We start from the raw sequence: 15,968 nt of genomic DNA, 5'->3' as shown, positions 1-15,968 counted from the left end.
CCATGAATTTTGAGACATTTCAACCGATCTCCCCCGCTGAAACCCGCTTGTTGGATGGGCTGGCCCTGCCGGAACGCACGGTGTTTGCAGGTGGTGACCTGCCAGAAGACAGCAGCGAAGATTGCCTGATACGTGCAGAGTTTCTGCGTGAAGTCCTGTTGGATCCCGATGCAAATGTTGACGTTAAAGGGATCCGTCTGCGCGGAGCCTGGGTGAAAGGTGCTCTGGATCTACAAGGTGGGGATCTGGGTTTTGACCTTACATTTTCGAACTGCCATTTCACGGATGAACTGAACCTTGTGAACGCGCGGCTTCGTGGTGTGCATTTCTCAGGCTGCCACCTGACAGGGATTTCGGCGGACAATGCCCGGTTCGCGGGGTCATTGTATCTGCGCAACGACAGCCTGGTGGAAGGTGAATTCGCGCTTGCTGGTGCTCGCATCGAAGGCGATCTGCAATTCTGTGGTACGCGTATCGTAAGTGAGGGGCAGGATGCGATCTTTGCGCCGGGGTTGCGTGTGGATGGTTCTCTTTATCTGGGAAATTATCCTTATTCGGATACGGATTCGTCTCTGATGTGCGAAGGTGCGATTTTCCTGTCCTCCGCACGGGTGACACATGATGTGTTCATCACCCGCACCGCAATTTCACGCATGGATGATGTTAGTAATGCTGTTTTTGGTGCGACCGAAGAACATGGCGCGGCGATCGCCTTGTCTCTGGCGCGTGCGCATGTGCATGGCATTTTGTATTTGTCTGACAATCAGATCAGTTCTGGTATTGTAAACCTGGCCGGGGCGCAGGTGGCACGTTTGCGGGATGAACCGGCGGGGCCGGGGGCGTCTTATCCTCTGCGTCTGGATGGGTTCATCTATTCGGATTTCTCACGCCACACAGATACATCTGTTTACGCGCGTCTGGATTGGCTGGCGCGCCGCCCGGAAGACATGCCGTTTTCGGCGCAACCTTATGAACATCTTGCTTCGGTTCTGTCGACGCTTGGGCATCGTGCGGACGCAAAGACGGTTCTTATGCGGAAGGAACAGCTGCTGCGGGCTGAGAACAGAAGGTTAATGCACGTCAGCGGTTCCTGGTTAAAATACGCTACTTCCGCAGTAACAGAGCCTGTTTTGCGGTTTACTGTTGGCTATGGATATCGTCCGGCCCGCGCTTTGTTTGTCTCAACCCTGTTGATCCTGTTTCTGGGCTGGTATTTCGGCAAAGCCTGGGAAGCGGGTGATATGGCACCGGATGCAGCGCCCTTGTTGGTTTCTTCCGGATGGGTTTCGGCCACAGAAACACACCCGGGCAATCCTGCGATGTTCTGGTCTGCACCGGGGGAGGCCGGGCAGGATTATGAAACTTTTCATCCTTTCGCCTATGCGGCAGACCTGATGGTGCCAATTGTCAACCTTGGCCAGGAAAGCGCCTGGGCGCCATCCACATCGCGCAGCCCCTGGGGCTGGCATGGCTGGTGGATCAGATGGTTTGCGAAGCTGGCGGGGTGGGTGATCACGGCACTGGCCGCCGGGGCGCTGACAGGTGTGATCCGCAATGATTAGAGACTAAATGAGGGAAAAGTGGGGGTCCTGATGTGGAAGCGGCACGCGACCAGAAACCGTCAGAAGCCAGGCTTTGCGTTCCTCAATGACAACCGCTGACAAATCATGCCCCCAGGCGGCACCGCTGTCGATGTTGATCCGGTTGCCGTAGTGGGTGGCAGCCTTCACCGGTGTATGTCCGTGAATGATCAACGCGTCATGGGGATCAGGATGATTGTGAAACTCGCCCCTGATCCAGATCAGATCGTCTTCCGTCTGTTGATCTAACGGAACACTGGGGCGAATACCGGCATGAGCAAAGAACAGTCTGTCACGGGTGTAGCGATTGGGCATGGCATTCAGGAAATCTATGTGATCATCCGGAACAAGGCTGCGGGCTTGCCTGTGCATTTCGGAGATTGGGGCTGTGATATCCACCCCATATGAGGCAAGTGTAGTCAGCCCACCGATACGTTCATGCAGCCAGGTGTATTCAGTCTTTAGAACAGGATCGCGGCGTTCGGGATCTTCCAGCCACCATAGAAACTGCCGATCGTGATTGCCAAGCAGCGTGACCCAGGGTTCGCCCCGGATCACGCCTTCTATCATAAATTCGATCACACCCTTTGAATCCGGGCCGCGATCAACAAGATCACCGATCTGCACCACCGGCGCTTTTGGGTCATCCACACGGTCGCGGTCTCGCGCAATCAACGCCATGGCTGATTGCAGTTTGTCCAGATGTCCGTGCACATCCCCAATCGCGTAGTGGCGCATGATCAATCCTTAAGCGACGTCAAATTCCAGCGGTTTAATGCTTTGGAACATGCCCGTTTTGTTGAGGTTATCAATCACGGCGTCATCTACCTTATGGTCGATGTACAGCAATGCAATCGCCTCGCCCCCAACTTCTGAACGGCCAAGGGTAAAGTTCGCGATGTTCACGCCGTTTTCGCCCATGGTCTGGCCCAGGGTGCCGATGATGCCAGGAACATCTTCATTGGTGGTGTACAGCATGTGACGCCCGATCTCGGCATCAACCTGAATGCCTTTGATCTGGATGAAACGCGGCTTGCCGTCACTAAACACGGTGCCTGCAACAGAACGTTCGCGTTTTTCGGTCACGACAGTGACTTTGATATAGCCGTCAAACGCACCGGATTTCGCCTGGTTGGTGGTGGAAATCTGAATGCCGCGTTCACGTGCCACCACAGGCGCAGAAACCATGTTCACGTCAGGATTCGCACGTTTCATAATGCCCGCGATGACGCCACAGTTCAGGGCTTCAAGGTTCATTTCAGCCACATTCCCATCATACAGAATGTTAATGGCTTTCACGGGTTCATCGGTCATCTGACCCACGAACGCGCCGAGGTGACCAGATAGCGCCAACCATGGACCCATGACCTTGGATTCTTCCGCTGTCACGGATGGCATGTTCAACGCGTTGGTCACGGCACCGGTCAGCAGGTAGTCGGACATCTGTTCCGCAACTTGCAAAGCAACGTTTTCTTGCGCTTCGGATGTGGCCGCGCCCAGGTGTGGGGTGCAGACGACGTTTGGCAGGTTGAACAGCACGTTTTCTTTGGCGGGTTCTTCCGCGAACACATCCAAAGCAGCACCAGCCACATGACCAGATTGCAGCATTTCAGCCAAAGCAGCTTCATCAATCAACCCACCACGGGCACAGTTGATGATACGCACGCCTTTTTTGGTTTTCTCAAGGTTTTCACGGGACAGAACATTGCGGGTCTGATCGGTCAGCGGCACGTGCAGGGTGATGAAATCAGCACGTTTCAGCAGGTCATCCAATTCAACCTTTTCAACGCCCATGTGCTTGGCTTTTTCTTCACCAAGGAAGGGGTCATAGGCCACAACTTTCATCTTCAGGCCGCGCGCACGGTCGCACACAATGCCACCAATGTTGCCCGCACCGATAACGCCAAGGGTCTTGCCGGTCAGCTCAACCCCCATGAATTTGGATTTCTCCCATTTGCCGGCGTGGGTGCTGGCAGAGGCTTCAGGGATCTGACGCGCAACCGCAAACATCATCGCAATCGCATGTTCCGCGGTGGTGATCATGTTGCCAAAAGGTGTGTTCATCACGATCACACCTTTTTTAGACGCGGCATCTTTATCGACGTTATCGGTGCCGATACCAGCACGTGCGACGACTTTCAGGTTTTCAGCGGCAGCAAGGATGGTTGGCGTGACTTTGGTGGCAGAGCGGATTGCAAGACCGTCATATTTGCCAATCAGTTCCGCAAGCTTTTCTTTGTCTTTGCCAAGGTCAGGCATAAAATCAACGTCGATGCCACGATCCCGGAAGATCTGCACCGCGGTTTCGGAAAGTTTGTCAGATACGAGTACTTTAGGGGCCATGGTTTTGGTCCTTTATAGAATGGGGAAGGGGAGGCGCCCGAGAAAAGGCGCGCTCAGAAATGCTTCAGAGAGATGCGATCTCGGCTTCGAAAGCCCATTTGATCCAGGGCAGCAGGGCCTCAACATCGCTGGTCTCAACCGTGGCACCACACCAGATCCGCAGGCCTGCGGGTGCGTCGCGATAAGCGCCCATGTCAAAGGCCACGCCTTCACCTTCTAGACGTTTTGCAACGGCTTTGGCGAAGGTTGCGCCATCGGTGATGCGCGCATCTGTGAACTTGAGGCAAACAGACGTGTTGGACTGCGTCGCAGCATCTTCGGCGAGGTTTTCGATCCAGTCATTTGCCGCACAGAAAGAGTCTATTGCAGCCGAATTCGTGTTTGCACGGGCGATCAGGCCTTTCAGCCCGCCCACTGAACGTGCCCATGACAGGGCGAACAGGTAATCCTCAACACAGAGCATTGAAGGCGTGTTGATCGTTGCTCCTGTGAAGATGCCATCAATCAATTTCCCTGCTTTGGTCAGGCGAAAGATCTTTGGCAGGGGCCATGCGGGTACATAGGTTTCAAGGCGCTCCACTGCGCGTGGTGACAGGATGATCATGCCGTGCGCCGCTTCGCCGCCCAAAACTTTCTGCCAAGAATAGGTCGTTACATCCAGCTTATCCCAGGGCAGATCCATCGCAAAAGCGGCAGATGTCGCGTCACAAATGGTCAGGCCTGCGCGGTCATCGGCAATCCAATCGCCATTGGGCACGCGCACACCGGATGTGGTGCCGTTCCAAGTGAAGACAACGTCATTGTTCAAATCCACAGTGCTGAGATCAACGATCTGACCGTAATCAGCGGTTTTAACAGTGGCCTCGATTTTTAGCTGTTTCACAACATCGGTGATCCAACCGGCACCAAAGCTTTCCCAGGCCAGCATTTCCACCGGGCGTGCGCCCAGCAGGTTCCACAAGGCCATTTCTACAGCGCCGGTGTCGGATGCAGGTACAATGCCAATTCTGTAATCTGTAGGGATGTTCAGCAGCTCGCGCGTCTCTTCGATCGCGGCTTTCAACTTGGCTTTGCCAACAGCTGCACGGTGCGAACGGCCCAGGGGCGCATCACGCAATACATCCAGATTCCATGTGGGGGGTTTGGCGCAAGGGCCAGATGAAAAACGCGGATTGGCCGGCCGCGTGGCCGGGTGTACAATATCAGTCATGATATCCTTCCAGATATAAGCCCTTCGTTGGGGAAGGGTGTCCCACCTTTGGGCATAGCAGCGTTTTTTTCTGGCGCAAGCAAAAAATTGTCGTTATGCGGCCAAACAGATGACAGATACGACAGGTGCCCCATGTTCACAGCCACAATGATCGCAAAACCCGGAATGCTGGATCCCGTATTGGCGGGCAGCATTCAAAGCGCCTGGGGCGGATCTGAGCTGCGCTGGTTGTCTGCGGCAGAGGCGGCGGAATTTGATATTCCCGCCATGCCGGACAATCGCTGGGACGTCTGGGAAGAACTTCAGAAACTGTCCGTTGATCTGGTTGTGCAGCCAACGGAGGGCCGGAAAAAATCTGTGCTGGTCGCGGATATGGACAGCACAATGATCGCGCAGGAATGCATTGATGAACTGGCTGCCGAGGCTGGGATCGGTGATCAGGTTGTGGAAATCACAGCCCGCGCGATGAATGGCGAGATTGATTTTGAAGATGCGTTGAAAGAACGTGTTGCTTTGCTGAGAGGGTTGAAAATCGCCGTAATAGACACTGTTTTGGCCAATCGTATCACGCTTGTTCCAGGCGGATGGGCGCTTGTGCAAACGATGAAGGCGAACGGTGGTTATGCGGCGCTGGTTTCTGGTGGGTTTACCGATTTCACAGCGCATGTGGCGGGGGAGCTGGGCTTTGATGAAAACCGTGCAAATACGCTGTTGCATGCGGATGGCGCATTGACCGGTGCGGTCGGAATGCCGATCCTGGGGCGCGAGGCAAAGATCACTGCTGTGAACGAAATCACCGCACGTCTGGGCCTGGCGCCTGCTGATGTGATTGCGGTTGGGGATGGTGCAAATGACTTGGGAATGTTGCATCTGGCGGGCACCGGTGTTGCCGCCCATGCGAAACCGTCTGTGCAGGCGGAATGCGACGTGCGCATCAACCACGGGGATCTGACAGCCCTACTGTATCTTCAGGGCTATCAGAAATCTGATTTTACCGAATAAAAGACCCTATTTCAGGGAATCTACCGCTTTGATTGTGCCGCAGTTGACCTTGTTCCAGTTCAGGATTGGCGCGTTCAGGCGTTTCTGTGTTGCCGGGTGGGCCGGGTCCAGCACGCCCAGTTTCACAAGGATCGCGGCAATCGTGCATTCCGACGCCCGTGTCGCCCCGTCAGAAATCTTCAGGGCCACGCCCAGTTTTTTCTCAGGAATAATCGCGGTGAAAACACCGTCCGCCCCGGTTTTGATGGCTACTTTATGATCCATGGCACGCATAAGTTCGGTACAAGCGCGGGTTTCACCTGCGACCAGTTCCGGGTGTGTCGCCATCGCACGGTGCAGGCGCAAAGCCGCTTTTTCCCGCGCCGATCCATCTTCTGAAGCACCAGCGAAGAACGCCATAGAACGCGCAAGCCCCGCAACAGAGGTTGCGAAGTTCGGGGCGGAACAGCCATCAATGCCATAACCCGGCGTGTTTTCATCGGTCACATCTTCGAAAGCTTCCTTAATCGCGACCTGAAGGGGGTGGGATGGATCGTGATAATCTGCGCCATGCCCCATATGTTTGTTCCAGGTCAGAAAACCTGAATGTTTGCCGGAACAGTTGTTGTGGTACTGACAGGGCGAATCATCGGTTTTCACCAGGGCATTGCGCGCCGGAATGTCGGCTGGTTCCTGCGCGCCGCAGCGCAGATCGCTTTCGCCCAGATCAAGACCAGACAGCCATTTAGAAACCCGATCTGTATGGATAGCGGCCCCCTGATGTGATGCACAGGCCAGGGCCAGGTGTTCGCTATTCAGACCATAAGCATCCGCAGCACCGCTTTCGATCAGGGGTAGGGCCTGAATCATTTTACAGGATGATCGGGGGTAGGTGATGTGATCGGGGTTGCCCCAGGCTTCTACAATATCGCCTTTGTGGTCACAAATCACCGCATGGCCGGTGTGAACAGATTCAAGAATGTCGCCACGCCAGATCTCTGTCAGAATTTCAGGTGCTGTCATTGGTTGTCTCCGGGTAAAGCTGCGCAGTTTTTCGCCAGGACCGGCGGAAATTGGGGTTTCAAACAACTGCATTTTTTGATTAGTGTAAAGCTATCGGGTAAATGAGATGCGCAGATCCGGAAATAACGGGTCGCTGACATCAAAGAGGCAACACAGCTGGAGGCTGTTTCAACATGAAATCTTCTGTTTTTCGCGGGTTTATTGGCGCTGCATCACTGGCAGCATGTGTTGTGACGGGCGCTTATGCCCAGGAAACCACTGACAATCGCGTGGCCGCGCAAACGGACTGGAGCGTCTTTGTTGACGACGATCCGACACAGTGTTGGGCGGTTTCCGGCCCGAAAGAAACTGTGAACACCGATTCCGATGGTCGCCCGAAAGCCGTGCGTCGTGGTCAGATCCTGATGTTTGTCACCTGGAACCCATCTTCCAGCGTTGCTGGTCAGGTGTCTTTCACCGGTGGTTATCCTTTTGCCAGCGGATCTACCGTGCAGCTGGATATCAGCGGCAATACGTTCGAGTTGTTCACAACCGGCGAAAACGCCTGGGCCGCAAGCCCGGGGGATGACGCCCGGATCATCACTGCAATGAAGCGCGGCGCATCGGCCCTTCTGACAGCACGCTCTGGCCGTGGCACCATTACCAAAGATACATTCTCTCTGCTGGGCTTCACCGCAGCAGTTGAAGAAGCCGAAACACGCTGCGGCGGTTGATTTCACGGCGATCGGAATTGAAAGGGGCATGTTTCCATTGCCCCTTTTTTGCGTTATGAGGCATCCTTGTTTCATCGGAGCCAGTGATGTCTGACAATAAACCAGCCGCCCCCGCAGCAGCGAAAGCTGTTACACCTGATATGCTGACCGTGCCGCGCAAAGAGGCGCCATCTGACCTGATCAATCTGGTCGGGCTGACCCGTGACGCGATGCGGACCGCGCTGATCGAAGCGGGCACACCTGAAAAACAGGCAAAGATGCGCACGGGGCAGATCTGGCAGTGGATCTATCAGAAAGGCGTGCGGTCCTTTGATGATATGACCAATCTGGCGAAACCTTTCCGCGCGATGCTGGCTGAAAAGTTCGAAGTCCGCGTACCGGAAGTGATCACCCGTCAGGTATCGGAAGACGGTACACGCAAATATCTGGTGCGCATCGCGGGCGGGCATGAAGTAGAGATCGTCTATATCCCCGAAACAGATCGCGGCACCCTGTGTATTTCTTCGCAAGTCGGCTGCACGCTGACCTGTACCTTCTGTCACACGGGTACCCAGAAACTGGTGCGTAACCTGTCTGCCGGTGAAATCATCGGTCAGGTGATGGTGGCACGCGATGATCTGGATGAATGGCCCGAACCTGGCCGCAACCCGAATGACGAAGCGAAACGCAAGCTGTCGAACATCGTTCTGATGGGTATGGGCGAGCCGCTGTATAACTTTGAAAACGTGCGTGACGCGATGAAGATCGCGATGGATCCCGAAGGTATTTCCCTGTCACGCCGTCGCATCACCCTGTCCACATCCGGCGTCGTGCCTGAAATGGCGCGCACGGCTGAAGAAATCGGCTGCCTGCTGGCGATTTCCTTCCACGCGACGACAGATGAAGTCCGTGATGTTCTGGTGCCGATCAACAAACGCTGGCCGCTGGAAAAACTGGTTGAGGCGCTGCGCAGCTATCCCAAAGCGTCGAATTCCGAACGCATTACCTTTGAATATGTCATGCTGAAGGGCGTGAATGATACGGATGAAGATGCGCACCGTCTGGTGGAACTGATCAAAGGGATCCCCGCCAAAGTGAACCTGATCCCGTTTAATGAATGGCCCGGTTCGCCTTATGAGCGGTCTTCAAACAACCGCATCCGCGCCTTCTCTGAGATCATCTATCAGGCTGGTTATGCTTCGCCCGTGCGCAAGCCGCGTGGGGAAGATATCATGGCGGCCTGTGGGCAGCTGAAATCAGAAACAGAACGTGCCCGCAAAAGCCGTAAACAAATCGCGGCGGAAACTGGCCTGAAGGGATAAATCATGAATTTCGCCACGTTAGAGACACCTGCCCTGATCCTTGATATTGACAGGCTGACATCTAACACGACGAAAATGATTGCACGTTGCGCGGATATGGGCGTGACTCTGCGCCCGCATCTGAAGACTGCAAAATCTGCCGAAGTTGCCAAGATCGCCACGGGCGGCCGGATGGGTACGGTCACTGTTTCAACCCTGCAGGAAGCCGAATATTTCGCGCGCGCCGGGTTTGACGACATTCTGTATGCGGTTGGCATTACGCCCAATAAATTCGCCCGTGTCGAGCGCATTCAGGAAGAAACCGGAAAGACAATTGTTCTGTCGGTCGATTCCGTTGATATGGCCCGGGCGATTGTCGATCGCGGGTTGTCCTGTCCGGTTCTGGTCGAAGTTGACTGCGGTGAGCATCGCGGCGGGATTGATTGTGACGATGGCGCGATCCTCGAAATCGCGCAGATTCTCGGCCCAAACTTTAAAGGCATCATGAGCCACGCAGGCCATTCCTATTCCACCGATCAGATCACCCGCGTGCAGCAGATCGCTGAGGATGAGGTGCGCGCCGCTGTGCGTGCTGCCGAACAGGTCCAGGCGGCTGGGATCATGGTTGAGGTTGTTTCGATAGGCTCCACGCCGACAGTGCTGCATACCAATAGCCTTGAAGGCATCACTGAGGTGCGCGCAGGGATCTATATGGTCTGGGATCTGTGCCAGGTGGGGCGCAATATGTGCAGCCTGGATGATCTGGCGATCACTGTGCTGGCAACGGTTGTTGGGCACAATCGCAAAGCTGGTGTGCTGACGGTGGATGCAGGTGCGCTGGCTATGTCAAAAGATATCGGTACGCAAAACCACATGCCGGATGCGGGGTATGGGCTGCTGTGTGACCCACACAGTCTTGCCCCTCTGAACCTGCGGATTGATGGTGTGCATCAGGAACATGGCACGGTGCATGTGAACAACGCCGATGATTTCGCCCGGCTGCCCATCGGCAGCCAGGTCCGTATTCTGCCCGGCCATGCCTGCCTGACATCGGCAGGTGGTTATGGCCGGTTCCATGTCACAAACGGTGAAATCTGGGACCGTTGTGACGGCTGGTCTTAACGACCAGGCAGCGCGTCGCGTGCGTGGTTTTCGCCCCAGGCGTCAATTGCATCAATCGCTTCCTGTGCGCTGTCAACGAACTGGAACAGGTCCAGATCTTCGGCGGCGATTGTACCGGCGTCTGACAAGGCATCCCAGTTGATGATCTTTTCCCAGAAGTCCTTACCAAACAGCAGGAAGGGAACGCGATCCATACGGCCGGTCTGGATCAGGGTCAGGGCTTCGAACAACTCATCCAGCGTGCCAAAACCACCCGGGAAGACGCAAACCGCTTTCGCACGCATCAGGAAATGCATCTTGCGGATCGCGAAATAGTGGAAGTTGAAGCACAGCTCCGGCGTCACATATTCATTTGGTGCCTGTTCGTGCGGCAGAACGATGTTCAACCCGATGGATGCACCACCAGCATCGACAGCGCCCCGGTTGCCCGCTTCCATAACGCCAGGGCCACCACCGGTGACAACCACATCTTCGCGCCCGTTGCTTTCCATGCTGCGCAGGGTCATCAGGCGGGCAAATTCACGGGCTTCGTCATAGAAGGCTGACAGATCGGCAAGCGTCTGGGTGCGAGCTGTGTCTTTTTTCGCGGGTTCTGGAATACGTGCGCCGCCAAACATCACGATGGTGCTTTCAATGCCATGTTCTTCCATGGCCATTTCGGTTTTCAATAGCTCCAGCTGCAGGCGCACCGGGCGCAGGGCCGGCTGACACATGAAATCTTCGTCGGAAAAGGCCAGGCGATAAGCGGGCGCACGGGTTTGCGGCGTATCCGGAATGTCTTTTGCTTTTTCCACATCCTGATGGGCGTGGCGCATCGGGTGCTTTGGGTTCTTATCACTCATAAATCGCGTTTCCTTGCGTGAAATTTGTTTGTTTTAACAGCTACAGCCAGATCCGATCGAATACCAGTCACCTGTTTTCAACACATTGCGACGCGCCTGTTTTCGCTGGCGTCGTAAACTGAGGATGACGCAGGGGGTATCTTCGGGTAAGAAGCGCCAACTTTGTATCTTCCGGGAGCCTGAAACCATGTCTAATGCACAGCTTGAAACTGCCATCGAGGCCGCGTGGGACGCGCGCGATTCCATCAATTCTGCCACCACTGGTGAAATGCGCGATGCGATCGAAGACACGCTGAACGCGCTCGACAGTGGCAAGTTGCGCGTTGCCGAACCACGTGAAGACGGCAACTGGCATGTGAACCAATGGGCGAAGAAAGCGGTTCTTCTGGGCTTCCGCATCAGAGATATGGAACAGCACGAAGGCGGCCCACAGGGTGCAGGCTGGTGGGATAAGGTGGACAGCAAGTTCAAAGGCTGGGGCGATGCGGAATGGAAAGAAGCGGGTTTCCGTGCTGTTCCAAACTGTGTTGTGCGTAAGTCTGCTTTTGTTGCCCCTGGCGCGGTTCTGATGCCGTCTTTCGTGAACATCGGTGCTTATGTGGGTGAAGGCACGATGGTTGACACCTGGGCGACTGTTGGCTCCTGCGCGCAGATCGGCAAAAACGTGCACCTGTCCGGTGGCGTTGGTATTGGTGGCGTTCTTGAACCCATGCAGGCTGGCCCGACCATTATTGAAGACAACTGTTTCATCGGTGCGCGTTCCGAAGTTGTCGAAGGCTGCATCGTGCGCGAAGGGTCCGTTCTGGGCATGGGCGTGTTTATCGGCCAGTCCACCAAGATCGTGGATCGTGAAACCGGCAAAGTCATGTATGGCGAAGTACCATCCGGATCCGTGGTTGTTGCGGGTTCCATGCCAAGCAAAAACGGTGTGAACCTCTACTGCGCTGTCATTGTAAAGCGCGTGGATGCGCAGACCCGTTCTAAGACATCTATCAACGATCTGCTGCGCGACTGATCCACAGATCAAAAGTTGAATTTAAAACCGCCGGGTGATGATCATCTGGCGGTTTTTTATCTTAACGAACGCCAAACCATTTCGTGTAAATGGCGTCATACCGCCCGTTTTCCCGGATGGTCAGCAGGGCGCGGTTGACAGATTCACGCAGCGGGCTGTTTTGACTAAGGGCGATGCCGTAATTTTCCGGATGAAAGACCCGGTCCAGCAGGCGTACTTTGCCGGGGGGCTGATTTCGTACATACCAGGACAGCATCGGCTGATCGAAGAAGATGGCGTCAAATTCACGGTTTTCAAACCCGGTGATAAGAGTGGTGTAGTCTTTCGTTGTGAAATGCTGGATTTCACGCGTGGTCAGAAAATCGGATGCGGTTGAACCTTCGGTGGTTGCAACGCGGTGTTCTTCGATATCAGACAGTGAGTTGATCTCTTCTGTGATTGCGCCAAGCGTAATCGCAGCAGTAATCTTCGCGACAAATACTGAGACGATGAACAGAGACGAAATAACGAGAATGACGGAAAACACGCGCCCCGGCCGGGATTGCGGCACCCGTTCTTCAAAGCCCCCGTTTACAACCAGGTTCAGAGCCCACCAGAACGACGGAAAGAAAGCATCTGCCATCGGGCGATCAAAGTAAGGCTGACTTTTACGTTCAAAATACCACATGACCAGGCCGCCAAGCGCCAGCAGGCCGAACGCGGCAAGTATTGCGAAGAGAATATCAAGGTTGAAGATGGCCTCAAAAACAGGGCTGCCGGGGTTATCATCATGCAGCATAACCTGAAGGCCCGAAGCGATAATGGGCTGTGAGAAATCCAGGATCTGTTCGCGCGCGGACGTGATTGAGATATTGGCAACGGCCCCGTCCGCCGCGCCGCTCTGAACGGCTTCGAACATTTCACTGAAGCTGCCATAGGGGTGAAACTCAACACGCAACTTCATCTCAGTTGCGATTTCACGCATCAGGTCTATTGAAAAGCCTGCGGGTTCTGTCCCTGTATGCATAGCAAAGGGTGGGCGCTCCACCGTGGCGAAGCGCAATGTTCCGTCAGAACTGATCTGACTGTCCGGGTTCTGAGCCTGAGCAGGAAAGTTTACACATAACAAAAAAATCAGAACCAGTTTCCGGATCAGGAAGGACAAGGTTGAGGATTGTTGCCTCATTGTGTTCTATCCTGCGAAAATGGTGAGGTTACTAAAAGTTCCGAAACGCAGGAATGTAAAGGAAAGATTGACCTGAGACTGGATATTTTTGCCGAAACCAGGCATAGCGAATGTGATATTCCCAGCATCGCAGAAAGGGCAGGCGATGAGCACTAAAGAGAAAAAAGAAAAGAAGCCGCAGCAGGTCTATACGCTGTTGGTCGAAGTTGGTCGTAAAGACGGTGACGGTCTGCCCGATGGCGCGGACGGCGCAGCACTGATGTGTTATGCTTCTGGCGTGGATGAAGCCGAAGCCGTACGCGAAACCGTGGCGATCCTGAAACAGGCGGATATGGCGCCGCTGGATGTGACGGGATACGGCACACTGGATGAACGGATTGAGCAAGGCCATGAGATTGGCGAAGACGAACGCGAACTGATGCAGCGCGCGCTGGATGAAAATTCCGTCATTGTCGCCCAGATGACCCCATTCTTTGACGGCAAGCCCGCGCATTAAGTTTCTGTAAGGAAATCACATGGCCCATACCCCGATTGACCCCGTTAAACTGACCGGCGACCTGATCAAATGCCCCTCTGTTACGCCTGTGGAAGGCGGCGCGCTGGTGCTGCTTGAAGATATGCTCAACGCGGCGGGCTTTGAATGTACGCGCATTGATGTCGAAGGCACCTGCAACCTGTTCGCCCGCTGGGGTGCAAAGGGCGCAAACCGGTCTTTCGGCTTTAACGGCCACACCGATGTTGTGCCTGTGGGTGATGCAGACGCCTGGAGCTTCGATCCCTTCAGCGGCGAAGTTGTCGATGGCATTATGCAGGGGCGTGGTGCGACAGATATGAAATCCGGCGTGGCAGCATTTGTCGCGGCAGCGATTGATCTGGTGCAGGACACACCGCCCGATGGTGCAGTGGTGATCACCATCACTGGCGATGAAGAAGGCCCGGCGCTGCATGGCACCACGGAAATCCTGAAATGGATGGGCGCGCAGGGCGAAGTCATGACTGATTGCCTTGTCGGCGAACCCACCTGCCCGGATAAAATGGGCGAGATGATCAAGATCGGCCGTCGTGGATCGCTGAAGGCACATTTCACCGCGCGCGGTAAGCAGGGTCATTCCGCCTATCCGCATCGCGCCCTGAACCCGCTGCCGGCCATGGCGCGTCTGGTGGATCGCCTGTCGTCCCATCAGATTGACGCGGGCAGTGATCATTTTGATCCGACAACGCTGGTGGTCACTGCGATTGAAACCGGGAATGACGCCAGCAACGTGATCCCCGCACAATGCCGCAGCGCGATTGATATTCGCTTTTCCGATGTGCAGACTTCCGCGTTGATCATTGCCTGGCTTGAACGCGAGAAAGCAGTGATCGAGGCAGAGACAGGCGTTGAACTGGAATTGAAGACCAAAGTCACCGGCGAATCTTTCATAACGCCCCCCGGTGCGCTGTCTGATCTGGTCGCAAAATCTGTGAAGGATGAAACCGGGGTTGATCCGGTGCTGTCCACATCTGGTGGCACGTCGGATGCACGTTTTGTGCGTGCCCATTGCCCCGTTGTCGAATTTGGTCTTGTGGGCAAAACCATGCACCAGGTGGATGAACGGGTGGAAGCCGAACAAATCACCCAGCTGAAGGGCATTTATTCCCGTATTCTGAAGGATTATTTCGCATGAGCCTGATCATCAGCCAGACCATGGATATCGCCACCTGCCACCAGCTGCGCCGCAAAGTGTTTATCGAAGAACAGGCGGTGCCTGAGGCGGAAGAAGTCGATGGCAAAGACAACGAGGCCCTGCATTTTCTGGCGGAAAAAGAAGGCCTGCCCATTGGCTGTGCGCGCATTCTGTTGAAAGGGGACGCGGGCAAGATCGGGCGGGTTTGCGTTCTGAAAGAAGGGCGCGGTGCTGGGGCAGGTGCCGCACTGATCAAAGCCTGCGTGGAACATCTTCGCGCCTTAGATGGTGTGAAAAGCGCTGTATTAGGGTCTCAATGCCATGCAATCCCGTTTTATGAGGCTTTGGGCTTCACCGCCTTTGGTCCGGTCTATGATGATGCGGGAATTGATCACCGCGATATGGAACTGACCCTGTGATTTCATACCGCCCGCGCCTTGTGGTGATGCTGAAAGAACCACATCCGGGCCGCGTGAAAACCCGGTTGGGGCGCGACATTGGCCTGACACGTTCTGCCTGGTGGTTTCGTCACCAATCTGCTGCTCTGATCCGTCGCCTGCGCGACCCGCGCTGGGATCTGATCCTGGCAATTGCGCCCGATCAGGAAGGATTGCAAAGCCGCGTCTGGCCCGCAGATCTGCCCCGCGTTCCGCAAGGCCGCGGTGATCTTGGCGACCGCATGGCGCGCCAATTTCACAGCATTGCGCCTGGCCCCATGTGCATCATCGGCGCAGATATTCCCGGCATCAACCGCACCCGCATCGCTGAGGCGTTTAAGGCGCTGGGCGATCATGACGCAGTGTTCGGCCCTGCGGATGATGGCGGGTACTGGCTGATTGGCCTGAAACGTATGCGCCCGGTGCCGCCAAAGCTGTTTGAACAGGTGCGCTGGTCTACCGAACACGCGCTGGCCGATACCATGGCCACCCTGCCGGATCACAAAACCGCGCAGATCACCACGTTGCGCGATGTTGATACGGTGGCCGATCTGCATGCTCTCGCTAAATCGCGCGGGGCGTGATAGGGC

At 55.3% G+C, this 15,968-nt stretch carries 16 protein-coding genes; 10 read left to right on the top strand and 6 right to left on the bottom strand.

Annotated elements, in window-relative coordinates; translation table 11 throughout:
• Window positions 1-2: 2 nt before the first annotated feature.
• Entirely contained in the window at window positions 3-1,562 is a 1,560-nt protein-coding gene (locus H1D41_RS09740) for a pentapeptide repeat-containing protein (protein ID WP_228848723.1), read from the top strand.
• Between the two features lie 3 nt (window positions 1,563-1,565).
• Here H1D41_RS09740 and H1D41_RS09735 read toward each other — a convergent pair whose 3' ends face one another.
• The 3 genes from H1D41_RS09735 to H1D41_RS09725 form a co-directional block, all read right to left on the bottom strand.
• Window positions 1,566-2,318: a metallophosphoesterase gene (locus H1D41_RS09735; RefSeq protein ID WP_228848722.1), complete on the bottom strand. Its 753-nt coding sequence runs from the start codon at window positions 2,316-2,318 to the stop codon at window positions 1,566-1,568.
• Between the two features lie 9 nt (window positions 2,319-2,327).
• A complete protein-coding gene (serA, locus tag H1D41_RS09730) occupies window positions 2,328-3,923 on the bottom strand; it encodes a phosphoglycerate dehydrogenase (RefSeq protein ID WP_228848721.1) in 1,596 nt (531 codons plus the stop codon).
• A gap of 64 nt (window positions 3,924-3,987) precedes the next feature.
• Window positions 3,988-5,133, bottom strand: coding sequence for a phosphoserine transaminase (locus H1D41_RS09725; RefSeq protein ID WP_228848720.1), 1,146 nt, complete (start codon window positions 5,131-5,133; stop codon window positions 3,988-3,990).
• A 132-nt stretch (window positions 5,134-5,265) separates the two neighbouring features.
• On the opposite strand from H1D41_RS09725, the gene serB reads away from it, so the two are divergent.
• Complete coding sequence (gene serB / locus H1D41_RS09720) at window positions 5,266-6,135, top strand: phosphoserine phosphatase SerB (protein WP_228848719.1); 870 nt, start codon at window positions 5,266-5,268, stop codon at window positions 6,133-6,135.
• 6 nt (window positions 6,136-6,141) lie between these two features.
• Here the strand turns inward: serB and H1D41_RS09715 are convergent, their stop codons facing one another.
• Entirely contained in the window at window positions 6,142-7,137 is a 996-nt protein-coding gene (locus tag H1D41_RS09715; RefSeq protein ID WP_228848718.1) for an asparaginase, read from the bottom strand.
• Between the two features lie 173 nt (window positions 7,138-7,310).
• Between H1D41_RS09715 and H1D41_RS09710 the strand changes: the two genes are divergently transcribed.
• From H1D41_RS09710 to H1D41_RS09700, 3 genes are all read left to right on the top strand, one after another.
• Window positions 7,311-7,850, top strand: coding sequence for an invasion associated locus B family protein (locus H1D41_RS09710; protein ID WP_228848717.1), 540 nt, complete (start codon window positions 7,311-7,313; stop codon window positions 7,848-7,850).
• Between the two features lie 86 nt (window positions 7,851-7,936).
• A complete protein-coding gene (gene rlmN, locus H1D41_RS09705; protein ID WP_228848716.1) occupies window positions 7,937-9,151 on the top strand; it encodes a 23S rRNA (adenine(2503)-C(2))-methyltransferase RlmN in 1,215 nt (404 codons plus the stop codon).
• Window positions 9,152-9,154: 3 nt separating this feature from the next.
• The gene (locus H1D41_RS09700) at window positions 9,155-10,252 is read left to right on the top strand and encodes an alanine racemase (RefSeq protein WP_228848715.1); all 1,098 of its coding nucleotides are present in this window, start codon (window positions 9,155-9,157) and stop codon (window positions 10,250-10,252) included.
• Here H1D41_RS09700 and H1D41_RS09695 read toward each other — a convergent pair.
• Window positions 10,249-11,094 (bottom strand): LOG family protein, encoded by an 846-nt coding sequence (locus H1D41_RS09695; protein ID WP_228848714.1) that lies wholly within the window; start codon window positions 11,092-11,094, stop codon window positions 10,249-10,251. The genes H1D41_RS09700 and H1D41_RS09695 overlap by 4 nt on opposite strands.
• Window positions 11,095-11,281: 187 nt before the next feature.
• Between H1D41_RS09695 and dapD the strand changes: the two genes are divergently transcribed.
• Window positions 11,282-12,109 (top strand): 2,3,4,5-tetrahydropyridine-2,6-dicarboxylate N-succinyltransferase, encoded by an 828-nt coding sequence (gene dapD / locus H1D41_RS09690; RefSeq protein WP_228848713.1) that lies wholly within the window; start codon window positions 11,282-11,284, stop codon window positions 12,107-12,109.
• A gap of 61 nt (window positions 12,110-12,170) precedes the next feature.
• Here the strand turns inward: dapD and H1D41_RS09685 are convergent, their stop codons facing one another.
• The gene (locus tag H1D41_RS09685) at window positions 12,171-13,274 is read right to left on the bottom strand and encodes a transporter substrate-binding domain-containing protein (protein ID WP_228848712.1); all 1,104 of its coding nucleotides are present in this window, start codon (window positions 13,272-13,274) and stop codon (window positions 12,171-12,173) included.
• A gap of 145 nt (window positions 13,275-13,419) precedes the next feature.
• Between H1D41_RS09685 and H1D41_RS09680 the strand changes: the two genes are divergently transcribed.
• From H1D41_RS09680 to H1D41_RS09665, 4 genes are read left to right on the top strand one after another with little or no spacing between them, the layout of a single operon-like run.
• Window positions 13,420-13,770 carry a hypothetical protein gene (locus H1D41_RS09680; RefSeq protein ID WP_228848711.1) on the top strand — a complete coding sequence of 117 codons (351 nt, stop codon included), beginning with the start codon at window positions 13,420-13,422 and terminating at the stop codon, window positions 13,768-13,770.
• 19 nt (window positions 13,771-13,789) lie between these two features.
• On the top strand, window positions 13,790-14,941 hold the full coding sequence (gene dapE / locus H1D41_RS09675) for a succinyl-diaminopimelate desuccinylase (RefSeq protein ID WP_228848710.1): 1,152 nt from the start codon (window positions 13,790-13,792) through the stop codon (window positions 14,939-14,941).
• Window positions 14,938-15,360 carry a GNAT family N-acetyltransferase gene (locus H1D41_RS09670; RefSeq protein WP_228848709.1) on the top strand — a complete coding sequence of 141 codons (423 nt, stop codon included), beginning with the start codon at window positions 14,938-14,940 and terminating at the stop codon, window positions 15,358-15,360. Before dapE ends, H1D41_RS09670 begins: the two co-directional genes overlap by 4 nt.
• Before the next feature lie 26 nt (window positions 15,361-15,386).
• Complete coding sequence (locus H1D41_RS09665) at window positions 15,387-15,962, top strand: TIGR04282 family arsenosugar biosynthesis glycosyltransferase (protein WP_228848822.1); 576 nt, start codon at window positions 15,387-15,389, stop codon at window positions 15,960-15,962.
• Window positions 15,963-15,968: the final 6 nt, after the last annotated feature.

Origin of the sequence: Halocynthiibacter styelae, from assembly GCF_016123485.1 — a bacterium.
Lineage (GTDB): Bacteria > Pseudomonadota > Alphaproteobacteria > Rhodobacterales > Rhodobacteraceae > Halocynthiibacter > Halocynthiibacter styelae.
Note: the sequence above shows the minus strand (reverse complement) of the source record. Positions and strands in the feature narration are given on the sequence as shown.